Source organism: Streptomyces sp. L-9-10 (assembly GCF_004151105.1).
Lineage (GTDB): Bacteria > Actinomycetota > Actinomycetes > Streptomycetales > Streptomycetaceae > Streptomyces.
In genome coordinates, this window is sequence record NZ_PHRF01000023.1 from 15,273 (window position 1) to 38,855 (window position 23,583).

The 23,583-nt window shown below is 72.0% G+C and carries 17 protein-coding genes and 1 pseudogene; 13 read left to right on the forward strand and 5 right to left on the reverse strand.

All coding sequences use genetic code 11. The features are described from left to right. Positions 1-36: 36 nt before the first annotated feature. The gene (locus CU044_RS04775; RefSeq protein ID WP_129767183.1) at positions 37-1,296 is read left to right on the forward strand and encodes a cytochrome P450; all 1,260 of its coding nucleotides are present in this window, start codon (positions 37-39) and stop codon (positions 1,294-1,296) included. A 168-nt stretch (positions 1,297-1,464) separates the two neighbouring features. Here CU044_RS04775 and CU044_RS04780 read toward each other — a convergent pair whose 3' ends face one another. Continuing rightward, a complete protein-coding gene (locus tag CU044_RS04780) occupies positions 1,465-2,241 on the reverse strand; it encodes an SDR family oxidoreductase (RefSeq protein WP_129767184.1) in 777 nt (258 codons plus the stop codon). Positions 2,242-2,594: 353 nt separating this feature from the next. Here CU044_RS04780 and CU044_RS04785 point away from each other — a divergent pair, with 353 nt between their 5' ends. From CU044_RS04785 to CU044_RS04815, 7 genes are all read left to right on the forward strand, one after another. After that, positions 2,595-3,533 (forward strand): helix-turn-helix transcriptional regulator, encoded by a 939-nt coding sequence (locus tag CU044_RS04785; RefSeq protein ID WP_129767185.1) that lies wholly within the window; start codon positions 2,595-2,597, stop codon positions 3,531-3,533. A gap of 110 nt (positions 3,534-3,643) precedes the next feature. Then, the gene (locus CU044_RS04790; RefSeq protein ID WP_129767186.1) at positions 3,644-5,173 is read left to right on the forward strand and encodes an alpha/beta hydrolase; all 1,530 of its coding nucleotides are present in this window, start codon (positions 3,644-3,646) and stop codon (positions 5,171-5,173) included. Positions 5,174-5,358: 185 nt separating this feature from the next. Beyond that, the gene (locus tag CU044_RS04795; protein ID WP_240045344.1) at positions 5,359-7,722 is read left to right on the forward strand and encodes a Tox-REase-5 domain-containing protein; all 2,364 of its coding nucleotides are present in this window, start codon (positions 5,359-5,361) and stop codon (positions 7,720-7,722) included. A gap of 85 nt (positions 7,723-7,807) precedes the next feature. Next, positions 7,808-8,608, forward strand: coding sequence for a hypothetical protein (locus tag CU044_RS04800; protein WP_129767188.1), 801 nt, complete (start codon positions 7,808-7,810; stop codon positions 8,606-8,608). Then, a complete protein-coding gene (locus CU044_RS04805; protein ID WP_129767189.1) occupies positions 8,605-9,144 on the forward strand; it encodes a hypothetical protein in 540 nt (179 codons plus the stop codon). The genes CU044_RS04800 and CU044_RS04805 overlap by 4 nt, the downstream gene beginning before the upstream one ends. Positions 9,145-9,395: 251 nt before the next feature. Further along, the gene (locus tag CU044_RS04810) at positions 9,396-10,262 is read left to right on the forward strand and encodes an NAD-dependent epimerase/dehydratase family protein (RefSeq protein WP_129767190.1); all 867 of its coding nucleotides are present in this window, start codon (positions 9,396-9,398) and stop codon (positions 10,260-10,262) included. 182 nt (positions 10,263-10,444) lie between these two features. Continuing rightward, a complete protein-coding gene (locus CU044_RS04815; protein ID WP_129767191.1) occupies positions 10,445-11,341 on the forward strand; it encodes a LysR substrate-binding domain-containing protein in 897 nt (298 codons plus the stop codon). Positions 11,342-11,566: 225 nt separating this feature from the next. On the opposite strand, the gene CU044_RS40000 is transcribed toward CU044_RS04815, so the two are convergent. From CU044_RS40000 to CU044_RS38355, 3 genes are read right to left on the reverse strand one after another with little or no spacing between them, the layout of a single operon-like run. Next, positions 11,567-11,701, reverse strand: a complete 135-nt coding sequence (locus CU044_RS40000) for a hypothetical protein (protein ID WP_275670174.1) — start codon at positions 11,699-11,701, stop codon at positions 11,567-11,569. Next, positions 11,698-11,985, reverse strand: coding sequence for an SUKH-4 family immunity protein (locus tag CU044_RS04820; protein WP_240045345.1), 288 nt, complete (start codon positions 11,983-11,985; stop codon positions 11,698-11,700). The genes CU044_RS40000 and CU044_RS04820 overlap by 4 nt, the downstream gene beginning before the upstream one ends. A gap of 2 nt (positions 11,986-11,987) precedes the next feature. Then, a complete protein-coding gene (locus CU044_RS38355; protein ID WP_165371781.1) occupies positions 11,988-12,299 on the reverse strand; it encodes a hypothetical protein in 312 nt (103 codons plus the stop codon). A gap of 243 nt (positions 12,300-12,542) precedes the next feature. Between CU044_RS38355 and CU044_RS04825 the strand changes: the two are divergent. From CU044_RS04825 to CU044_RS04845, 5 genes and pseudogenes are all read left to right on the forward strand, one after another. Continuing rightward, a pseudogene (locus tag CU044_RS04825) lies at positions 12,543-13,678 on the forward strand (abortive phage infection protein). A 904-nt stretch (positions 13,679-14,582) separates the two neighbouring features. Next, positions 14,583-16,061: an MFS transporter gene (locus tag CU044_RS04830; RefSeq protein WP_129767193.1), complete on the forward strand. Its 1,479-nt coding sequence runs from the start codon at positions 14,583-14,585 to the stop codon at positions 16,059-16,061. Between the two features lie 65 nt (positions 16,062-16,126). Beyond that, positions 16,127-18,112 (forward strand): alpha/beta fold hydrolase, encoded by a 1,986-nt coding sequence (locus CU044_RS04835; protein WP_129767254.1) that lies wholly within the window; start codon positions 16,127-16,129, stop codon positions 18,110-18,112. 208 nt (positions 18,113-18,320) lie between these two features. Further along, a complete protein-coding gene (locus CU044_RS04840) occupies positions 18,321-20,294 on the forward strand; it encodes a RiPP maturation radical SAM C-methyltransferase (protein WP_129767194.1) in 1,974 nt (657 codons plus the stop codon). A 138-nt stretch (positions 20,295-20,432) separates the two neighbouring features. Continuing rightward, a complete protein-coding gene (locus CU044_RS04845; RefSeq protein WP_129767195.1) occupies positions 20,433-21,131 on the forward strand; it encodes a DUF5825 family protein in 699 nt (232 codons plus the stop codon). Between the two features lie 136 nt (positions 21,132-21,267). On the opposite strand, the gene CU044_RS04850 is transcribed toward CU044_RS04845, so the two are convergent. Beyond that, complete coding sequence (locus tag CU044_RS04850; RefSeq protein WP_240045346.1) at positions 21,268-23,367, reverse strand: VCBS repeat-containing protein; 2,100 nt, start codon at positions 23,365-23,367, stop codon at positions 21,268-21,270. Positions 23,368-23,583: the final 216 nt, after the last annotated feature.

A 23,583-nucleotide genomic window follows, 5' to 3' on the forward strand; every position in this document is an offset into this window, starting at 1 on the left:
AACGGGGAGTTGTCCCCGATTATCCAGGGAGTCACCATGCGCGCAGACCACCTCACCGAACTCACCTCCGCCGCCCCGGACTTCTTCGCCGACCCCTATCCCGCCTATCAGGCGCTCCGCGCCGAAGGCCACGTCCGCCGCATACGGATGCCCGGCGGCGAGGCGGTCTGGCTGGTCCTCGGGTACGACGCCGTCCGCGCCGCGCTCGGGGACGCGCGGCTGCGCAACGACATCCGGCATTCCTCGGAGTTCGACAGCGACGGCGGTTACGCGATCGGCCGCAACATGCTCCAGGTCGACCCGCCCGACCACACCCGGCTCCGCGCGCTCGTGTCACGGCAGTTCACCGCTCGCCGCATCGCCGGGCTGGAACCGCGCGTCCGGCACATCTCCGCCGAGCTTCTCGACGCCATGGCCCCGGCCGGCGGCGGCGATCTCGTCGACGCGTACGCCTTTCCGCTGCCGATCACCGTCATCTGCGAACTCCTCGGCGTCCCGGCCGCCGACCGCGACGCGTTCCACCGCTGGTCGAGCGCGATCGTCGCCGTCACCGACGCCGAGGCGGCGATGGCCGGTGCGACCGCGATGACCGAGTACCTCACCGGGCTCATCGAGGAGAAGCGTCACCTCGCCCCGGGGGAGGACGCCGACCTCCTGCACGCCCTCGTCCGTACGCACGACTCGGGTGGTGGGGACGATGGCGACGGCGGTGACGGCCGTGACGGCGGCGACGGCGGCGACGGCGGCGACCATCTCGCGCCCGACGAACTCCTCGGCATGGCCTTCCTGCTGCTCGTCGCCGGGCACGAGACGACCGTCAACCTCATCTCCAGCGCCATCCATCTGCTGCTCCGTCACCCGGACCAGCTGGCCGCCCTGCGGGCCGATCCCGGGCTGCTGGAGGGCACCATCGAGGAGACGCTGCGCTACGAGCCGTCGGGGCAGATCGCCGCGTACCGCTACACCGCCGAGCCCGTGACGCTGGCCGGTACGCGGATACCGCAGGGTGAGCGCGTCGTGCTCTCCCTCGCCGCCGCCAACCGCGACCCGGCGCGCTTCGCGGACCCCGAGCGCTTCGACATCCGCCGTGATCCCGTCGCGAACCGCGCCCAGCTCGCCTTCAGCCACGGCATCCACCACTGCCTCGGCGCGCCGCTCGCCCGGCTCGAAGCGTCCGTCGCGCTGCCGGCGCTGCTGGAGCGCTTCCCGGACCTCGCCCTCGCCGACGCGTCCGCCGCCCCCGAGTGGCGGCCGAGCCTGCTGCGCGGGCTGCGTACGCTCCCCGTGCGCTGGTGATCGCCCGCTGATCGCCCGCTGATCGCCCGAGGGTCCGCCGGACCGGACCTCGGCGGGGGCCTGACCTCGGCGGGGGCGGACCTCGGCGGGACCGGACCTCGACGGGGGCGGAGGTCCGGTCCGTGCGGGGCGTCCGTGCGGGGCGTCCGCGCGTCGCGTCCGGGCGGGTCAGCTGGCCTGGCCGGTGGGCATGATGGTGACCTGCTGGAGGTTGGCCCGGGGCGGGAGCGTCGCGATGAAACCGATGGTCCGCGCGATGTCCTCCGGGGTGAGCCACTCCATGGACTCCTTGGAGCCCTCCAGCCAGTCCAGGGCGCCGTCGTCGGTGACGTGATCCTGCAACTCCGTTCCCACGATGCCGGGCTCGATGGCGGAGACGCGGACGTTCTTCGGACCGAGTTCGACGCGCAGGTGCCGGGACAGGTGCGTGACGTACGCCTTGGTGCCGGAGTAGACGGCGAAGTTGGGGAAGATGTTCTGTGCCGCGATGGAGGCGGTGTTGATCAGGTCGGCCACACCGCGTTCGCCGGCCGACTTCACCAGCTGGGGGACGAACGCGCCGATGACGTTCATCAGACCGCTGATGTTGAGGTCGATCTGCTGCCGCCACTGGTCGGTGCGCCGCTCCTCGATCGGGGCGGGGAGCATGACGCCGGCGTTGTTGAACAGCAGGTCGGCGCCGCCCAGCTCGGCGTCGACCCGGTCGGCGGCGGCCTGGACCGCGGCGGGGTCGGTCACGTCGGCGGCGATCGCCACCGCCGTGCCGCCGTCCTTGTCGATCCGGGCGACCAGATCGTCCAGGCGCTCGGCGCGGCGCGCCAGAACCACGACGGTGGCGCCCAGCGCGGCGAGGTGCTCGGCGGAGGCCTCGCCGATGCCGCTGGAGGCACCGGTGATGACCGCGGTACGGCCGGTCAGGGGCTTGGCGGAGGTTGCGGTGGACATGAGGCGCACCTTCCAGGAGTAAACGGAAATGAACAGGATCGAACGGGGCGGAGGGGGCGCCGACCAGGGAGGCCGGCGGCCCGGAGCGCGGCCCGGACGGCGGCCCGGAGACCGGATGGCCGGGGGCCAAAGGGTCTGGGACCAAAGGGTCTGGGACCGGAAGCCCAGGGACCGGAAGGCCGAGAGGCCGGGACCGGAAGGCCGGGGACCGAAGGCCAAGGGCTGCCCTCTCCTCTTCCAGGACACCACCGCACCGGCCATCCGGCAGCCCGGTAGCGGGCCCTGCGAAGGCAGGTACCGGCAGGACCACCCGCAGCCGCCTGCCGCCCGCACCGACTGGTCACACTGGGTTCATGGACCGAAGCCGCGAGATCGCCGACTTCCTGCGCGGCCGGCGCGCCCGGGTCACTCCCGGCCAGGCCGGACTGCCCAGCGACCCCCGTGGGCGACGCGTGCCGGGTCTGCGCCGCGAGGAGGCCGCCCGCCTGGCCGGGGTGAGCACCGAGTACTACACCCGCCTGGAGCAGGGCCGTGCCACCAATCCCTCGCCCGAGGTCGTCGAGGCGCTCTGTGAGGCCCTCCGGCTCGACGCGTCGGAACGTGAACACCTCACGGACCTCCTCGCGCGCCCCACGGCCGCCCGGCGTCCCCCCGCCCGCCCGCAGCGCGTCCGGCCCGGCCTGCATCTGATGCTCCGGACCCTGGAGCACGTGCCCGCCTTCGTCCTCGGCCGGCGTACCGACGTCCTGGCCGCGAACCGGCTGGCCCGCACGGTCCTCACCGACTTCGACGCCCTGCCGGTCCGGCAGCGCAACCTCGCCCGCTACTACCTCCTGGACCCGGTGGCCCGCGAACGCACCGGCGACTGGGAGCGCATCGCCGCGGAAACCGTCGCCACCCTCCGCCTCCAAGCCGGCCGCTATCCGCACGACCGTCAGCTCGCCGATCTCGTCAGCGAACTCACCCTGCACTCACCGGAGTTCACCACCTGGTGGAACGACCACCGGGTGCTGCGCCGTACGCACGGCAGCAAGCACTACCGCCATCCCCTGGTCGGGGACCTCCACTTCTCCTACGAATCGCTCCAGCCTCCCGGTGACGGCGACCAGACCCTGTGCGTCTACAACGTCGAACCGGGTTCACCCACGCACCAGTCCCTCCAGCTCCTCAGCAGCTGGACCGCCGCACAGGCTGAGCCGGCCCCGCACCAGCCGGCCCCGCACCAGCCGGCCCCGCACCAGTCGGCCGCTCACCAGTCGGCACCCGGTAGCAGGGGCGTGCCGGACAGCTGACCCGTTGCGAGGCGTGTGTGTGTCCATACGGTCCGTCCGGGGGCTACCCCCAGCAGTGTTGTCATGCCTGCCGCATGGGCAGCGCGCCCCGGCTCAACAACCCTTGTGCCATGACGACTTACTCCCGCAGAGCCCTTGTTCTCGCCCTCTCGGCCGCAGGCGTCGCCGCGACCCTGACCGCCGTGGTCACGCCGGAGGCCGCCTATGCCGGAGCCGGGGCCGTACCCGCTCTCGACTGGCGCCCTTGCGCCACTGCCGCTTCCGGTGTGGCCGCTTCCGCGCCCGCTCAGGAGTGCGCCGAGCTGCCCGTACCGCTCGACTACCGCGACCCGTACGGCCCTCAGCTCACCCTCGCCGTGTCCCGCCTCCGCAGCGAGCGGCCCGAGGCGCGGCGCGGGACGCTGCTGTACATCCCCGGCGGGCCCGGCGGGTCCGGGGTGCGGCAGCTCGCGCAGAAGGGGGACGCGCTGCGGAAGGCGATGGCCGGCGCGTACGACCTCGTCAGCTTCGACCCGCGCGGGGTCGGCGGCAGTACGAAGGCGAGCTGCGACCTCGACGCGGAGGACCGGGACCTGGTGAACCTGCGCCCCTGGCCGGGGCCGGACGGCGATATCACCGCGAGCGTCGCCCGGTCCCGCCGTATCGCCGACGCCTGTGCCCGTAACGGCGGACCCGTGCTGCGCAGCCTCACCACGGCGAACGAGGCGCGCGACATCGACCGCTTCCGGCAGGCGCTGGGCGAGGAGAAGCTGTCCGCCTGGGGGGTCTCGTACGGGACGTACGTCGGGGCCGTGTACGCGCAGAAGTACCCGCGGCACACGGACCGCTGGGTACTGGACAGCAGCGGCGACCCGGACCCGGCCCGGGTCGCGCGGGGCTGGGCGGCGAACATGGCGGTGGGCGCGGACGACCGGTTCCCCGACTTCGCGGCCTGGGCGGCGGATCCGGCCCGCGAGGACGAAGAGCCGGGGCTTCGGCTGGCCGAACGAGCCGAGGACGTACGGCCGCTGTTCCTCGCGCTCGCGGCGAAGCTGGACCGCGAACCGAAGGAGTCGACCACGCCGGGCACCCCGCTGACCGGCAACCGACTGCGGCAGGCGCTCCAGAACGCCCTCTACAGCGACGCCTCCTTCCCCCAACTGGCGCGGATCATCCGGGCGGCGATGGACCCGGCCGGAAAGCCGGTCCTGCCCCCCGACCTGGCGCAGCCGCTGCGGGACGAGGACGCGGCGGTGACGGCCGCGGTCATCTGCAACGACGTGCGCTGGCCCGGTTCCGTCCCCGCGTACGAGCGCGCCGTGACCGCCGACCGCGTCCGGCACCCGCTCACGGCCGGGATGCCGGCGAACGCCTTCGCCTGCTCCTTCTGGAAGGACGCGCCGGCGGAGAAGCCCACCCGGATCACCGCCGAGGGCCCGTCCAACATCCTGATGATCCAGAACCTCCGTGACCCGTCGACCCCGTACTCCGGCGCCCTGAAGATGCGCGAGGCCCTGGGCGACCGCGCCAGGCTCGTGACGCTCGACCACGGCGGGCACAGCGTGTACCTGGGCAACGGCAACGCCTGCGGCGACCGTACGGTCACCGAGTACCTCACCACGGGCCGGCGCCCGGCGCGGGACACGTACTGCGCGGACTGAGCGGACCGAGCGGACTGAGCGGACCGAGCGGGTCGAGCGGGCCGAGCGGATACGCGGGGGAAGGCACGGGAGCACCCCCGCGTGCGCGGGCCCATGACGGTAAGCGCGCCCTGCCGTAGAGTGAGTGCCTTTCATCGCGCTTATGGGCAACGCTGGTTGGGGGACGCGTGTCTGGGTTCGGTGGCGTGCCCGCGTACGGGGGGTCGGCTTCGGCGCCCGGCGGGGGACGGCGGGAGTTGCCGCGGGCGCTCGGTGCGGCGCGGTCGCTGGTGTATGTCCTCTTCGGGGCCACGGTGCTGGGCGGGCTCGGACTCTTCGGGTCTGCCATCGCCGCCGACGCGCTGGGCGGGGAACTCCTCGGCCTCGCGCTGTACGCCGCCGCGCCCGGGGTCGTGGGCTGGCTGCTCGCGCGGCGTGTCCTGAGCGGTGGCGTCAGAGTGTGGGGCGGCCTCGTCGCCGTACAGCTGTGGCTGATCCTCGGTGGGCTGACGAACGTCGGTGACGGGTCGGGACACGGCTTCACCCAGTTGTTCCTGCCGGTGCTGATCCTGTGGTTCCTCACGCGGGCGGAGAGCCGCGAATGGTTCCGGCTGCCGGACCGGGAACGGGATCAACATCGGCAGGACAGGCCCACGTTCTCTCTTTCCCGCCTGATCACCCGGCGGCGGGACCGGGGGCAGTCGGCCCTGGAGTACGCGGGGCTCATCACGCTCGTGGCGGGGATCATCCTGGCGCTGGTACTGGGCGGCATCAGCGGGCGCATCGCGGGTGGTCTCCAGTCCGCCGTCTGCTCCATCACGGGTACGGCGTGTCCGTCTCCCGGTGACGCCGGTGAAAGCGTCGACGCCGCCACGGGCGATACGGGCGGCTCCACGGGCGGTTCCGCAGGCTCCACGGGCGGGACGACTGGCGGCTCCGGCGGCTCCAGCGGAGGCACAGACGGCTCCGACGGCTCCGACGGCGGCGGGTCGACCGGAGGGTCCACCGGCGGGTCCTGGTACCCCGCGACCGACGGGCCCGGCCGCGCGGGCGACACCTACCCCGAGTCCGGCGCCGAGCCCGAGGCCGAGTACGACGTCCCCGCCGTCGCCGCGGCCCCCGATGCCGCCGGCTCCGGTGACGCCGACGCGAACGGAGAAGACGACGGCAAGGAAGAGGACTGCGGCGGCTGGGGCTTCTTCGGCTGCGCCTGGGACCGCGGCACCCAGGTCGTCAAGGGCGTCTTCGTCGACGGTGTCTGGGGCGACCTCACCGGCATCGGCGACCTCTTCAAAGCCGAAACCTGGTCCGGCATGGCCGACTACGGCCGTCAGCTCGGCGATCAGTGGCTCCAGGACTCCGAGGACGCCACCGACAAGTGGAAGGACGGCGACTACCTCGGCGCGCTCGCCGACTGGGGCGGCGCCTCGCTCGACACCGGACTGACGGTCGGCGACGACATCTTCGTCGGTGACGAGGTGCGCGAGCGCTGGAACAACGGGGAGAAGACACGCGCCGTCACGGACGTCGTCTGGAACGTCGGTTCCCTCTTCATCCCCGGCTACGACGTCGCGAAGGTCGTCGGCAAGGTCGGCAAGCTGGGCAAGCTGGGCAAGGTCGCCGAGGACGTGGCCAAGGCCGCCTCGGACGCGGGTGACGCGGCGCGCCGCGCCCGTAAGGCCGCCGAGGCCGGGGATGTCGAGGGCGCCCGTAAGGCGGCGAAGGAAGCCGACGAGGCGGCGGACGCGGCCGAGGACCAGGCACGGAAGACCGGCTGCGTCATCGCCTCGGGGCCCTGGTTCCCCCGGCCGCTGTACGGGTTCAACGGTGTGGCCGGATCCGGCACCGGCGTGCTCGCCGGGAGCGGCACGCACCGCGTGATCCTCGCCGAGGCCGGCTGCGACGAGGAGGCCAAGGCCAAGGCGAAGGAGGCCCGCGAACAGGAACGGGCCGCCCACCTGGCCCAGAAGCGGGCCGAGGAGCCCGAGCGCGCGGCCAAGGCCGAGCTGGAGAAGAAGAAGTGGCCCGAGCCCGCGCACGGCGATACGTCCGACCCGCGCAACTACAACCCGCCGGACTGGGCCGGGAATCTGAAGTCCCCTGACCTCGGCTCCGCCGACAAGGGCGACGGCTTCTGGGCGAGCCGCGACCGTAACCCCAAGCCCAACTGGAAGAACGAGTCCTGGCTGCGCTACCAGGAACAGATCACCGGTACCGCACGCGGCAAGGAGTACGTCGTCCCGCACCCCAAGGAGGGCAAGCCGGCGGTGGAGTACGACGGCTGGGACTCCGGCAGGCAGACCTTCCTGGAGGCCAAGAACGGCTACGACAGCTACCTCTCCAAGACCGACAAGGGCACGCTCACCGAGTCCGGCAAGCAGAAGTTCCTGGCCGAGGCGCGGGGGCAGGTCGAGGCGTCCGGCGGCCGGCCCGTCGAGTGGCACTTCTCCGATCCGGACGTCGCCAAGGCCGCCCGCAAGGCGTTCCGGGAGGAAGGGCTGCCGATCAAGGTCGTCCACACGGGACAGAAGCCGGCCGGCGGCCCCAGGAAACCCGAGGAGTTCGGCTAGCTTGGCCGGGCGAGGCCGGGCGAGGCCAGGTGAGGCCGGGCTGGTGGGGCCGGTCCGGCGAACGGGAAGCTACGGAGGGCAGGACATGCGACGTGTGGTGCGGGGCTTCTGGGGCCCCCGTGAGGAGTCGGCGGAGGCGCTGGCCGGACGGTGGAAGCTGACGCTGGACCGGCTTGCCGGACTGCTCCCGGTCGCGGGGTCCGACTCTGACTCCGGCTCCCGCGCCTCTGGCGCCCGTCCCTCTGCCTTCCGCGACCCTGGCTCCCGCTCCGGCGCGGACGTACCACTGACGTCCCCGTGGACGTGGCGTAACGTCACCGCCTCCGGGCCCGCCGCCGAGCTCCGGCCGGACGAGGCGTCGCTGCTCGCCGCCCTGCGCGCGGCACAGGCGGCCGACGGCTGGTCGGACCGTACCGGCTGCGCCCTGCGCCTCGTCGCCGAGGGCGCGCCGGGCTGGAAGATCGAGGTCAGCGGCCTGGCGGGCGGCACGCCCGAGTTCCTGCTCCAGTCGATGGTGATCGGCGTCAGCTCTCCGGACGAGGCCGAGACCCCCGACGCCGAACTCCTCTCCACCGTGGCGGAGTTGTGGGAGCCTGACTTCGGCGGCGTCACCGATGACGACGTGCTCGACGCCCTGGAGGACGACGCCGGCTTCGCCCCCGACGAGCCTTCGGTCGGCTGGATCGGCTATCTCTCCCCGGGGCGCGCCGCTCTGCTGCCCGAGGACCTGGCGGCGGCGGCCCGCGAGGACGTAAGTGGCGGAGGCGCGCTGCTCGTCCTCGCGGCACGTGACGACACCGAGGATGTACTCCGTGCCAACCTGTGGCTGCGGGAAGCCGGGGCGCTGCGACCGCTGCCCCGCCCCATGGACCGGGCCGCACTGTGACCGCACGGGCCGGAGAGGTGTTCGAGACGGGCCGTGCGGTGTCCGACGTCGAGGCGCTGCTCGTCGCGCCCGTACCGACTGCCGGGCTGACGACCGACGGGACGGAAGTCGAGGGGGATCCGGCCACGGGGGAGTGGACCGCGACCAGCGGGGCGGGGTTTCGGATCGTTCCGCTCTGGGAGAGCGGGGACCTCGTCGGGGTGTACGGGCCCGAGTGGAACGAGGCGGAGGAGGCGGCCGAAGAGCAACTGGCGCGGCTCGTCGCGGAATTGGACCGGCGGTGGGGTGCTCACCGGCGGGTGTCCATGCGGGTGCCGCTGTTCCGGAAGCAGGCGGGCGAACCCATGCCCGCGCTGTTCCAGGCGCTGTGCGACGCGGACTGTTACGGCGATCTGACCGTATGGGGACCGCTCTCCGCGGACCCCCGGTGGATCGCGGTCTCCGTCAACCAGAGCGACGGCGACGCCCCGATGATCATGACGGCCGCCGTCAGCGACCGGCCGATCACGGAGCTGGACGATCAGCCGATCACCTGATCCGTCGCCCGATCCGTGTCGGTGTGCCGGACCCCCGGGCGATCGCCCGATCGCCTGATCACCCGATCATCGATCACTCGGTCGGCCGAACCCGCACGCACCGTCTGAGCTGGTCTGATACCCGCCGGGTATGACAGACGGCGCACCAGGTCTTGGACTGTCGGACCCCTTCGCGAGCAGAGTCGGTAGTGCCGGGTTCACCCCCGGGCAAGTTCACCACCGCGGGTTCAGCACCCAGGAAGGGAGCGATCATGAAGGTCTTCGTGACAGGAGGTTCCGGCTACATCGGCCGGGCGACGATCGAGGCACTGGTCCGGCGGGGAAGCGAGGTCGCGGCGCTCGTCCGCAGCGATGCCTCCGAGCGGGTCGTGACCGGTCTGGGCGCGAGCGCGGTCCGTGGCGAGCTGACCGACGTGTCCGTACTGCGCGAGGCGGCGCGGGCGGCGGACGGTGTTCTGCACCTGGGCCAGCACGCCGGTGCGGACTCCGCCGAGGTCGACCGCGCGGCCGCCGAGGCGATGCAGGACGGCGCGGGGCCCCGCCCGTACGTGCACACCGGTGGGGTGTGGGTGTACGGCGACACCGACGGGATCGTCGACGAGGACGCGCCGCTGAAGCCGCCGAGGCTGACGGCGTGGCGCGTGGACAACGAGAAGCACGTTCTCGCGCGGGCGGCCACGGGCGAGCGGCCCGTGGTGGTGATGCCGGGGCTGGTGTACGGCCGGTCGGCCGGGCTGGTCGAGACGTTCTACGCGGCTCCCGGGCGGGAGACGGGCGCTGTCCCGTGTGTGGGCGACGGGTCCAACCACTGGTCGCTGGTGCATGTCGAGGACCTCGCCGAGCTGTACGTGCTGGCGCTGGCGGCCCCCGCCGGATCCGTCTACGCGGGCGTCAGCGACCAGAACCCCACCGCGCTCCAGGTCTCCGAGGCGGTCAGCCGGGCCATCGGGCGGCCGGGCGCGATCCGGCATCTGACCATCGACGAGGCGACGGAGCAGATGGGGCCGGTCGCCGAGGCTTTCGCGCTGGACCAGCGGCTCACGGGCGCCCGCGCGCGCCGGGAGCTGGGCTGGAAGCCCGTACGGCTGGATGCGCTGACGGAGCTGGCCGGCTCCTGACGGAACTGGGCGTGGGCCGGCCGGCCTGAGCACTCGGCCGGCCTGAGCACTCGTCGCCGCCCGGCTCCCCCCGCCCGCCGCCCGGACCACCGCCCGCCGGCCCCGAGCACCGTCGCGCACCGCTGGCTACGCTCGGATGACGGAGCGACGGAGCGGCCGACGCGACGCGGAAGGAGCGGCCCGTGGCCCTCGATCTCGATCTCCGTAAGCTGCGGTACTTCGTCGCGGTGGCCGAGGAACTGCACTTCGGACGGGCCGCCGAGAGACTGCACATCGCACAGCCGGTGCTCTCCCGGCAGATCAAGGCGCTGGAGAGCGAACTGAAGGTCCAGCTCTTCGCCCGCGACAAGCGTGCCACCGAGCTGACCTTCGCCGGCCGGCAACTCCTCTCCGACGCCGTGCCGCTGCTGGCGGCGGCGGAGGCCGCCCGCCGACGCCTGGCCCGCGCGGCCGGGGGGACGGAGACGTTCGCCATCGGGTTCATGCCCGGACTGATCGTCACCGGTGCCGTACGGGAACTCTCCCGCCGCTATCCCGACCTCTCGGTCGAGGTGGTCAGGACCGGCTGGGGCGATCAGGCAGAGGTGATCCACGATGGGCGCGTCGACGTCGGCTACGTACGCATGCCTCTGGACCGGCACGGCCTGCGCACGCGGAACCTGCTGACGGAACCCCGGGTGGCGGTGCTCCCCGCGGACCACCCCTACACGCACAAGGGCGTCCTGAGCGTCAACGACCTCGCGGACGAGCACCTGTTGCAGGATCCGGACGCCGTACCGGAGTGGCGCGACATCGCCACGGAGCTGTCCACCGAGGCCCCCGCGGACCGGCGGACGACGCCACCGCCGACCGTGACGGTCGAGGAGAAGCTGGAGAACGTCGCGGCCGGACGCGGTGTGGTCATCCTGCCCCTGTCGACCGCGACGTACTACACGCGCCCCGACGTCACCCACGTCGAGATCTCCGACATCGCCCCCAGCCAGGTCTGCCTGGCCTGGGAGAGCAGCCGACGCAGCCCGCTGATCCACGAGTTCGCCGCCATCGCCGCGGAGCACGACGCCACGGGACACCGCCAGTGACAGGTGGCATCGGCGCCCGTCCGCGGTCCGCAGCCGCTCACCTCAAGACGACACACCCACGCTGCGCCAACGCGTCGAGCAGCCGGGGCCGGGGCTCGATGTCGTTCCAGCGCGGATCCAGGGCGCGCGTTTCCTCCGGAGCAGACAGGTCGCCGATGAGGCGGCTCTCGCCGATGTTGGGATAACGCGACGCGGTGAGCCGCCCCAGCGACCGGGGAAGCTCTGTCAGCCGATTGTGTCGTGCAGGCAGAGGCAATCGCTGAGCGACATCAGATCGCCCAACTCCTCCGGCACCTTCCCGAGCCCCTGCCGCCAGAGATCGAGCATCGCCGTCATGCCCTCGGCCGCTGCTTTCGTCAAAAGATTCCGTCCACGACCTCCTCGTACATGCGGTTCCACTCCGATGCCTCTTCGGAGAAGGGAAGCCGGTCGAAGGAATCGACCCTTGTGCGCAATTCCTCTGGTGACAGGTCCTCGTTCTCCTCCCGCTCTTCACAGAAGTGCTTGAGCGTGATGAGGGATCGAACGAGCGACTCAAGGTCACGATGAATCAGGATGGGCTTACCGTCACCGTCGTAGGAGAAGGAGTAGACGTGATCATCCGCAGGATTCAGTGCCGCGGCCGCGCAGGGGAAGTGCCCCACGATCAACCATGACCTGCATGCCTCCGGCACGTCGAACCGAGATCCTCGTCGGCAGCCCATGAGCCGACGCACACGGACTCCTCGGCCGCCTCCCCGTCCTCCTCGGGACCGCCTCTGGAGATGAAGAAGTAGTCGTTCGGGACCCCGACGCGACTCAGAAAGGACGACGCCCGAACAGACAGCGGTGAGGACTCCGTCTCCGCGTACGGGAAGAGCACGACGCCCTCCAGACCGAATGCCGCAATCACGTCGCCCGCACCGATGGATTCGCTGCTCATTATTCCCTGTCCCCTGCTCGGGCCGCTACTTGCCATGATTTTTCTTCAACCCCGACGTGTAGTACGGCACCGTCAAGACGTAGATGCGCGCCTGGCCGGACCGGGCCACCGACCAAAGTCGCACCCGGCCGCGCGGGGTGTCATACCCGGGGCCCGGGGCGTAGACCATCGGCCGACCGCGTGGGGTGTCGTGGCTCGGCAGGGTGGGGGTGGGGACGCGGAGCGCCGCGTTCTTGGTCGCTGTACGGACGTACGGATACGGATGCCTGGGGAGGCACGGTGCGCGACGAGGGGATCAGTCGGGGGCGGTTTCTGGCTGGGGCCGCGGGGGTTGGGGGCGTGGTGGCCGCGGGCGTGCTGCCGACCGCCGGGGCGGCCTCGGCCGAGGGCGGGGCGGCGCGGCGGCGTGGGCTGGCGTATCGCGGGGTGTGTTACGCCGTGGGGGACGGGGAGACCCCCGCGACGGGTGGGACGCCGGGCGGATGCGCGCCGACATCCGGGCCGTCAAGGACGACCTGCACGCGAGTTCGGTGTCGGTCTTCGGTGACGGCGTCGAGCGGCTCGCGGCCACGGCGCCGGAGGCGGCGGAGCGCGGGCTGCACGTCTGGCTCCAGCCGCGGCTGGGGGACCGTCCCGAGAGGGAGATCCTCGAACATCTCGCGGAGACCGGCAGGCACGCCGAGCGCCTGCGGCGCCAGGGCGCCCGCGTTCATCTCAGTGTCGGCTGCGAGTTCGTGCTGTACGTGCCGGGCATCGTGCCGGGCGCCGACGTCATGGAACGTATCGAGAGCCTTCTCAACGGCACGTTCGACCCGGTGCGGATGACGCGCCGGCTCACCTCGTTCATCGCGCGGTCCGCGGCGGTCGGCAGGTCCGTCTTCGGCGGCCCGATGACGTACGGCGCGGCGCAGGAGGACGAGGTCGACTGGGAGCTGTTCGACATCGTCAGCGTCAACTACTACGCGTATCACGCCCGCAGGGAGGAGTACGTACGTGAGCTGTCGGCGTACCGGCGCTGGGGCAAGCCCGTGGCGATCTCCGAGTTCGGCTCCTGTACGTACCTGGGCGCCCCGGAGCCGGGCGGCATGGGCTGGAACGTCATCGACCACACCAAGCGGCCGGAAGAGATCATCGGTGACCTGGTGCGCGGCGAGCGGAGTCAGGCCGCGTACATCACCGACGTACTCGGCGTCTTCGAGTCGATGGGTCTGTACGCGGCGCTGGTCTACGAATTCGTCACCCCGGACGCCCCGCACCGCCCCGAGCCGCGCTACGACCTCGACATGGCGAGCTACAGCGTCGTGAAGACGATCCGGGAACGGCCCGACGATCCGGCGTCGGCCTGGCGCTGGGAGCCGAAGCAGGCGTTTCACGCGCTGGCCAGGCATTACGGCCGGCGTGGGGCCAAGCGCTGAACTGCCCGCTGTACCCGGTCCGTTCAGTGGGGCGGACGGTGCCACCGGGCGGGGGTGTGTTCGGGGAAGCGGGCGTCATGCGGCGACGACATCGTGCTCCGCGCTCCGGGCTCCGTGCTCCGGATTTCCTATTCCGTCTGTCTTCTTTTCGCTTGTCTCCTGTACGTTTCCGGCCAATAAGTTGAGCCGGCACCGTCGGCCGGGCGATATCCGGGGAGTGGGATTCCGGATATCGCGCGGGCCCGCGCGCTTCCGCCGGGCCCCTTTCCTCCGTCGAGGCGCGCGGCGTACGGCGCGTTGGCGGCGGGGGCCGCGTTTACCACCGGGAAGCCTCCGTACGCCGTCGGTGGCCGGTGTGACGGTGGTGTACGGCTGTGTACGGCGGCCGTCGCGGAGCGTCGCTGTGTGCTTGCGGTCCGTACGGATGGCGGCGTTCCGCTCTGTTCCCCGCGCTGTTCAGATGGCCTGCCTCGCGCGGAGTGGTGAATTCCGGCTTATGTCCGGTCCGTTGGCGGCGATCTGGACGATCTCCAGGGGTCTTCGCTCGCCCGGACGGCGCATTCGGCGCCGCGAATGCCAAAGCGAAGCGGGAATCCCGGGTGCCGCGCCGTCGTGACCCGAATCCGCCACCCCTGACGCGGTGATCGCGGGCGACGGACGCGGTAAGAACCGACCGTCCCGATGCTGCTGTACGGAGGCCCCGGCGCGCCCCGTGGCGTCCGCGCGAAAACGAAACCGCCCTCGTTCCGGCGTCCTTGTCCTCCACGACGACGCCTGGTTAAGCTCCCGAGCGTTTCAATTCCTGCACGTTTTCTCCGCATCTTTGCTGGATGCGGCGCTACTTCGCATGCGATCTCGCAAGTGACTTCGAGTCTGACGACGGCGGAAACGGGGTGGGCTGCGCGTGGGATCTTCTCTTCCCGAAACGGGAGCCTCGCGCGTCGAGGCCGTACCTCCGGTCCAGAGCGACGACACCGCGCACGCCGAGCGCACCACGCACGCCGAGCCCAACGAGCACGCCACCCGCGACATCCGGCTCTTCTGGTGTGCGAACGCCGCCGACTCCCTCGGCAGCCAGGCATCCGGCGTCGTCCTGCCGCTGTTGCTTCTCGGGCTCGGCTACTCGCCGGCGGTGGTGGGGCTGGTCGCGGGGGTGTCCACGGCGACCGGGCTGGTACTCGGCCCGCTGGTCGCCGTACCCGCCGACCGGGGCGCGCGAAAGCGGGTGATGTTCTGGTCGGCGGTGGTCTCGGCGCTCGCGATGGGCTCCGTGGCCGTGGCCCTGGCCGTCGTGGAAGGACGGCCGCCGCTGCTCCATCTGCTCGCCGCGGTGCTCGTGGAACGTACCGCCACCGCCTGCTACGAGGCCGCGGCCCGCGGCACGGTGGCCCTGATCTCCACGCCCGGGAACCTCCCACGTGTGGTGGCCGGGCTGGAGGCGGGTGACCGGGGCGCCCTGGTCGCCGGACCCGCCCTGGGCGGCATGCTGTACCAGGCCTCGCGCGCGCTGCCCTTCGTGCTGGACGCCGTCTCGTACGTCGTCACGGCCGTGTGCGTCCGCGCCATGCGCTCGGACCTGCGGGCGGACCGGACTGACCGGGCGGATGGTGCTGACCGGGCGGATGGTGCTGACCGGCCGGACGGTGTGGACCCTGCGGACCGGGCCGACCGGGCCGACCGGGCCGCCCCGGCCGACGGCGCGGACCCGGCCGCGCGGCCCGCGCCGCCCGCGCGTCGCTCCGTGCGCGGCACCTGGTCCGCACTGGCCGCCGAGGCCACCGCCGGATTCCGGCTCGTCCGGTCAACACCCCTGCTGCGTCTGGTACTTGTGTGGACCACCACCGTCAACGGCGTACTGGCCGCGCTGTACTACGACGCCGTCTTCACCTTGCAGGAGAGCGGCCACGGCGGCACACCCATGGGTCTGGTCCTGGCACTGTCCGGCGCTGCGGGACTCGCCGGTTCGCTCGCCGCGCCCCGGCTCGTGCGCGGGCTCAGCCCCGTACGGGCGGTCGTGGCGGTGTCGTGGCTCATGGTCCCGCTCGCCGCCGCGCTCGCGACGGCCGGGGGACCGTGGACGTACGGGGCGCTGTTCGGCGGGTTCTGCCTGATCATGCCGCTCGCCACCGTGATCCTCCAGGCTCGCGCCATCCAGGGGACCCCGCCCGAACTCCAGGCCCGCGCGGGCTCCGTGCTCGCCACCGCCGCGGGCGGCGCCGCCGCCATGGCGCCCGCGCTGTCCGGGCTGCTGACGGCTCACGCGGGGGCCGCCGTGCCCGCGCTCGCGTGCGCCGGGGTACTGGTCCTGCTCGCTCTGCACACGACCTTCGGGGCCACACGCGTGCTGACGACGGGCGTACCGGAGAGGGGGCGAGGCGCGTGACCGGCTCCCGCTATCAGGTCTACCTCGCCGCCCTGCCCGAGGTCTGCGCCGCCGATCCCGCGCTCATGGCGTTCACCGCCGACGCGGACGGCCGGTGCGAGGTGTTCGCCTGGGACGCCGCGACGGGCCGTGCCCGCCAGGTCACCGACCGGCCGCGCGGCACGCTGCACGGAACGATCGACCGGGACGCGAACGTGTGGTGGTTCGACGAGGACGCGCACGGCGCGGGCCGCTGGCTGTTCCAGCCCTTCCGCGGCGGACCCGACCTCCCCGGGCTGACCGGCGTGCCCACGGGGACCCCGCGCGGCCTGGCCGTGAGCGACGACGGGACCGTCGCCATGGGGCTGGGGGACGGCCGTACGACCACCGTCCACCTGGGCCGGCGCGGCGGTTCCGCACGCGAGGTGACGCGCGTCGACCGGCACGCCACGCTGTCCGGGATCACCGCCGCGGCCGGCCTGCTGGCGATCAGCGGCCCCGCCGGTTCCGCGCACGCCGTGACCGTCCTGGCCGCTGACGGCACACCGCGCGCCGTGCTCTCCGGCGCCGGGGAACACGGCAGACTCTGGTCGCTCGGCTTCGCGCCCACCGCGGAACGGGACGAACTGCTGCTGGTACGCGAGGACGACGACCGCTATCTGCTGGCCAGTTGGCGTCCGGAGACCGGGATCCGAACGTACCCGTGGTGCGCGTTCGACAGTGAGATCACCGCCCGCTGGTATCCGGATGGGGGTGAGGGCGGGGACGAGGGGCGCACCGTCCTGATCCGGGAGGACCGCCACGGCCGCAGCACCCTGCACCGGGCCTGTCTGGACACCGGCACCCTCACGCCCGTGCCGACGCCGCCCGGCAGCCTGCTGGACGCGGCGCCGCGCGCCGGTGGTGGCGCCGGTGGTGATGTGCACTACCTGTGGACGGACACGGCCCATCCGCCGCGTATGCACTCCACCGCCGGTACCGCGCTGCCGGCCCTCGGCACCGTGCCGGGGCGCGTACCGGGCGACCACCGCGATCTGTGGACGCCGACCCCGGACGGCCCCGTGCACACGTGGCTCAGTCTCCCGGAAGGCCACGGTCTTCCGGAGAGGCAAGCCCCGGAGAGGCAAGCCCCGGAGAGGCAAGCCCCGGAGAGCCAAGCCCCCGAACGCCGGAGCGCGCCGCCGCCCGTCGTCTTCCTCGTGCACGGCGGTCCCGCCGACCACGACCGCGACGCCTACGACGGCGTGGTGCACTCGCTCGTGGCCTCGGGTTTCGCCGTCGCGCGCGTCAACTACCGCGGCTCCACCGGCTACGGTCCGCGCTGGCGCCGGGCCTTCGGGGCGGGCGTGGGGCTCACCCAGGTCGAGGACCTGGTGGCGGTCCGCGCCGATCTGATCGGCCGCGGGCTGGTGCGCCCCGACGCCGTCGGACTGTGGGGCACCTCGTGGGGCGGCTACCTCGCCCTGCTGGCCCTCGGCACCCATCCCGGGCTGTGGCAGGCGGGCGTCGCCGTCAAGCCCGTCGCCGACGGTGTCGCCGCCTACCGCACCACCACCTCCGCGCTGCGCGCCCTGGACGAGCGCCTGTACGGAGGCACGCCCGACGACGTGCCCGAGGCGTACGCCCGCAGCTCGCCGATCCAGTACGCCTCGCACGTCCGCGCGCCGCTGCTGGTCGTGGCCGCCACCCGGGACGCCAAGTGCCCGCCCGGCCAGGTACGCGGCTACCTCGCCGCGCTCCGCGCCGCCGGAGCCCGCCACGAGTCGATGTGGCTCGACAGCGGGCACGACGGCTACGAGGGCGGCGACCACGTCGCCGTACTGCGCCGCGCCGTCGTCTTCCTCGACCGCGAGCTGCGCGGCACGCAGGGCGGGCGCGGTACGCAGGGCGGGCGCGGCACGAACGGCGCGTACGGCCCGCACCGCGACCCCAAGACGCCCCCCGCCGACCGGAGGGGGGATTCCGGCCGCGTCCGTACCACGGCGGCGGCCGGGACAGGTACCGCCGAACACACCGAGAGGAGAACCGCCCATGCAGAAGGACATCATCCACAACGACCCGCTCGAGGGTGACGAGGAGAACCGGAAGCCGAGCGTCGGCGTCACGGTCACCATCCCGTTCCGCAACGCGGAAGACGCGGACGAGGACTGATCTGATCCGCGCCGGCCGGCCCGGCGGCCACCGATGCCGGGCCGGCCGGTCGTCCCGCCCACGACCGGGCACGACCGCGGTCGGTTTGCCCGTACCGACCTACCTCCGTACGTCCCTCGAGGAGCCGACATGCGCGTACTGCTGGTCAACATGCCCTGGTCGCCCATCGACCTTCCGTCGCTGGCCCTGGGAATCCTCAAGCGGAGTGTGGACGAGCACGTGCCGGACGGCAGTGCCGAAGTCCTCCACGCCAACCTCGAATTCACCGACTGGATCACCCGGCGCATGGAATTCACCGCCGAGGACTACGAGTACTACGCGCTGGCCTCCTACTTCATGGGCTGCGGCGACTGGGTCTTCTCCTCCGCGCTCTACGACGACCCCGCCTGGCGGGACGACGAGTTCGCCGCCGCGATGAAGGGGAAGCTCGGCGCCTCCCGGATGCGGATGACCCGCGAACTGCACCGGCTGGTACCGGAGTTCGTGTCGGAGATCGCCCAGCGGATCGTCGACGACGCACCCGATGTCGTCGGTTTCACCTCCACCTTCCAGCAGAACACCGCCGCGCTCGCCGCCGCCCGCCAGGTCAAGCGGCTCGCGCCGCACATCGTGACCGTCATCGGCGGCGCCAACTGCGACGGTGAGCAGGGCGCGACGGTCCATCGCAACTTCCCGTTCGTGGATTACGTGATACGGGGCGAGGGCGAGGCCGCGTTTCCGCGGCTGCTGGCCGCGCTCGGCGAGGAACAGCCGGACCTCTCCACCGTCACCGGGCTGTGCCACCGCGGTCCGGACGGCGTGAGCACCGCCAACGCGATGGCCACCAGCCCGCTGCCGCCCGCCACCATCCTGCCGCCCGACTACAGCGGCTACTTCGAACGCCTCGGCGCCTCCGTGGCCCGCAACTGGGTCGAGCCCAAACTCGTCGTCGAGGGCGCCAGAGGCTGCTGGTGGGGCGAGAAGCACCACTGCACGTTCTGCGGGCTCAACGGTTCCTTCATGCAGTTCCGCAGCAAGAGCCCGGACACCTTCTACGACGAGATCATGGATCTCGCCCGCCGCCACCGCGTGCTGGACATGTACGTGGTCGACAACATCCTCGACATGGGCTACCTCTCCACCGTCCTGCCCCGGATCATCGAGAGCGGCTACGACCTGCGGCTGCACATCGAGATCAAGGCCAATATGCGCCGCGCCCACCTCCGTACGCTCTCCGACGCGGGCCTGATCTACGTACAGCCGGGCATCGAGAGCCTGAACAGCCGTGTACTGGATCTGATGGACAAGGGTGTCAGCGGCTGCCAGAACGTACGCATGCTCCGCGACGGCGCCGAGACCGGCCTGTCGGTCTCCTGGAACTATCTGCACGGCTTCCCCGGGGAGAGCGCGGAGGACTACGACCCGGTCATCGCGCAGATACCGGCGCTGGAACACCTCAATCCGCCGGTCGACCTCTCCGCCCGTATCGCCATCGAACGGTTCAGCCCCTACTTCAACCGGCCCGAACTGGGCTTCTCAGGGCTGCGTCCCGAGGCGCACTACCGCTTCACCTACGACCTGCCGGAAGAGGAGCTCTACGGCCTCGCCTATGTCTTCGAGGCGCCGGAGCGCGGTATCGGCAAACCCACGGTCACCGCGCTCAACGCCGCGCTCGCCGCCTGGCGCAAGCACCACGCCGACGCGCGTCTCACGCAGGCCGATCTGGGCGACCGTATCGTCCTGGTCAGCAAGCGCCGGGCGTTCGAGTGGCGGGCGATGGAGCTGACCGACCCGTACGAGATCGCCGCGTTCCGGCTGCTGGACCAGCCGCACACGCCGTCGGCCCTCACCCGCAAGGCCGCGGGCCGGGTGCCGGGCGGGGCGCTCCAGGAGGACGAGGTACAGGATCTGCTCGACCGCTGGGTGGGGCTCGGGCTGGTCTTCACCGACAACGGGCAGTACGTGCATATCGCGCCCTCGGCGGTGAACGAGGACCTGCTGCGGCTGGACTTCATGCGGCACAGGCACGCGCCTCGGGTGGAGGCGCCCGTACCCGACCCCGTACCGGGCCCCGCCCCCGTACCGGCCTCCGCGTCGGCCGAACCGCACATGACCGGGGTCTGACCCGTCTCCCGATCTTCCACCAGCCCTCGTCCGACCGCCGTCCGACTTCCACCAGCCCTCGTCCGACCGCCGTCCGACTTCCACCAGCCCTCGTCCGACCGCCGTCCGACCGTTCAGGCGCACCAGGAGGCCAGCCCGATGAGTTCCGGTTCCAGCTCCACGCTCACTCCGTCCGCCGCCGCCTGGCGCGACTACGATCCCGTCGCCTGCGCGCTGCCGGGGATGTTCCTCGGCGACCTCGCACTGACCGGTTCCGTCCCCGAGGAGTGCGACCGGCTGTGGGAACTGGGCGCGCGCCGTGTCCGGCTCTCCGGCGTCGTGGATCTCGCGGACACGGGAACGCCGGACGCGGCGGCCCGTACCGTACGTACCCTCAGCCTGGTCAGAGACCTGACGGCCCGCGCGGTACTCGTCGAGTGGGACCTGCGCCCGGATCCCGGCCGGGGCCCGACGGCCGCCGAGGACATCAGCCGCCTCCTGAGCCACCTCCAGCCGCCGCAGCGGATCGAGGGGGAGGGAGTGGACGAGTCGGCCGCGGCCGACGCGCTGCGGACCTGGCGCAACGGCCACTACCTCGGCAAGTGCCTCTGGCGGCAGGGGCCGGGCTTCGTCCAGATCCGCGACCGCCGCTGGGGAGATCTCCGCCGGTTCACGGTGGACGAGCCGCACTACCAGGAGGCGATCGAACGCCTGGCGTACGGGGCTCCCGCGGAGTCGGTGCCGGCGGACGCGCTCGCCGACTTCCGCGAGGAGCGTCTCGTCCTCGCGGTCGGCGGACTGGAGTGGTGGCTGCCGTACCGCGTCAACCGCTGGATACAGGAGGCGATGACGATCTGAGGCGGGCCTGTCCCGGGGCCGGTCCGCCTCCCCGGCGGGCCGGATCTCCGCCGGGTCCGCACCCCGGCCCCGGGCCGCACCCCCGGCGGTTCACACCCCGTGCGGTCCACACCCCGGCCCCGGGAAAACCGGCCGCTCAGAAGACGCCCTTGTACCCCTGCCAGCCGGTGGCGATCCTCGTCCGCGAGGTGAAGGAGCCGTTGCCCTTCCCGTCGTTGCGGTAGAGGTTGCCGGCCTTGTCCCGGATCACCAGGTCGTTCCGGCCGTCGCCGGTGATGTCACCGACGCCGACGATGGTGTTGTACGAGGCGCCCCAGGCGGTGAACACCGTCACGCGCTCCCGCAGCGTGCCCTTGCCGGTGCCGTCGTACCGGTACAGGGTCCCGTTCTTCCCCCGGGCCAGTACGTCGCCGATGCCGTCCCCGTTCAGATCACCGGCACCGACGACATGCGTGTAACCCGTCCAGCCGGAACGGATCTTCTTCCCGGCGGCGAGCTTGCCGTTGCCCAGATCGGCGAAGAGGTAGAGGTCGCTCGTCGACGCCTTGCGGGCGAGCAGATCGGTACGTCCGTCGCCGGTCAGATCGCCGGGCGCGGTCAGGACGTTGTACGCGTTCCAGCCGGTGCCGAGCGAGGTGTGACTGCCGGCCGGCTTGTACGTACCGCCGCACGTGCCCGCATAGCGGCGCAGCTCGCCGCCCGGCATCCGTACGAGCATCTCGGCGCACCGGTCACTGCCCATGTCGCCGAACGGAACGGCGACGGACCCGGCGGGCCAGCCGGAGCCCGACCGCTTCCAGTCGAAGACGCCCTTGCCCTCGGTGTAGTGCAGGGTCAGGTCTCCCAGGGAGTTGAGTGTGACCAACTCGCCGTAGCCGTTCCCGCCCTGGTCGTGGTGGCCCGGCAGACCACCGCTCACGCCGAGCTTCCCGCTGGTGGTGTACGTCCCCGTGCCTTCGGCGGCCTTGGCCGACAGGGTCCAGGTGTGCGGGCCGTTGGAGGGGTACGCACCCGCGTCGGTCCTCCCGTTCCAGGAGACGTCGGCCTCCGGGCCGCCCTTCCCGGTGAGCGTACGCACGGTGCGCCCGCGGGCGTCCTTGGCCGTGAAGGTCCAGGTCACCGGCTTGCTGAACTGCCACGTGCTGCTCCACGCGGAGGTCTTGACGTCCAGGGACGCGGCGTCGTCCACCTCGGACTCGATCTTCGCGAGGGACTGCGACGGAACACCGCTGGGGACGACGCGCAGGGCGTTGTCGGTGCCGACGTACGCGAGGTCACCACCGAACTTGTCCACGGCCCAGGTGAGCCGGCGCTGGTCGGCGGTGTCGCCGGCGGGCAGTTCGGCGACCGGGCGGGGCGCCGCGCTCTGCCCGGTGTGGAAGTCGGTGAGCACCAGCTTCCCCGCGGTCCTGTCATGCCGTACGAGATAACCGTCGCCGACCATGGCGGGGCCGGACGGGACGGCGAAGCCCTTCTTCGCCGTGCGGTCGTAGACTCCGGCGCGGCCGGTGGGGCCGCAGTTCCAGTAGATCCAGCGGCCGACGGCCTGCAACTCCTTGATCGCGCACGCCGATCCGGTGGAGACGGTCTCGACGGCCTTCTTCGTCTCGATGTCGGTGACGGCGACGGCCCCGGTGGTGGAGGTCGTGGTCCACAGCTGGGAGCCCCACACGGAGGCGGCGGTGCGGGAACGGGTCATCCGCACGTCGGTCGTGCGGTACGGCTGGACGTCGTCGATGTACTGCTTACCGGTCGACTGCGCGTCGTAGACGAAGAAACGGCCGGTGAAGTCCACGATCCTGGCGCCGGTGACGGCGGGTTCCGTGCCGTTGAGTTCGTCGGGACCGAGCCGGATCTGGACGCTTTCCCGTCCGTCCTGCACGAACACATAGCCCACCTCGCCATTGCCGGAACCGACGATGGGCACGCACGAGCCCGCGTCGCACGGCACGTACTTGACGTGCGCGCCATTGGCGTACGTACCGGCGTACGCCAGGGGTACCCGGGCGGAAGCCGTCGACCCGTCGGCGGAGACCCGCCGCGCCATCACATACGGATCGCCGTTGGCCGCGCGCTCCACGGTGCTCAGGGTGCCACCGGCGAAGTCGATCCCCTGGACACCGTCGGTCCGCAACGGAAACCCCACGTCGGCGGCGACCGCGCCACCCGTACCCGTCACGGCGACGAACCCGGCGACGACGGCGACGACGGCGGCCAGAGCGGTGGTGCGTCTCAAAGGGTCTCCCAGCACGGCGGTGCCGCCGCGACGGCGGCGACATGGACGAACGAAGTCCTCGGGTGTGGGGCCCTGAATTCCCTCGCGAGTGGATCGCCTCGCGAGCACGACGGACGGAGCCTAGCAAGCGGGAGGGGAGCGGCTAACCGGAATACGGGGAGGGGGACTTCGGGGGATCGGCGGTGCCCCGTCGAGCGGTGTCCCGTTGAACGGAGT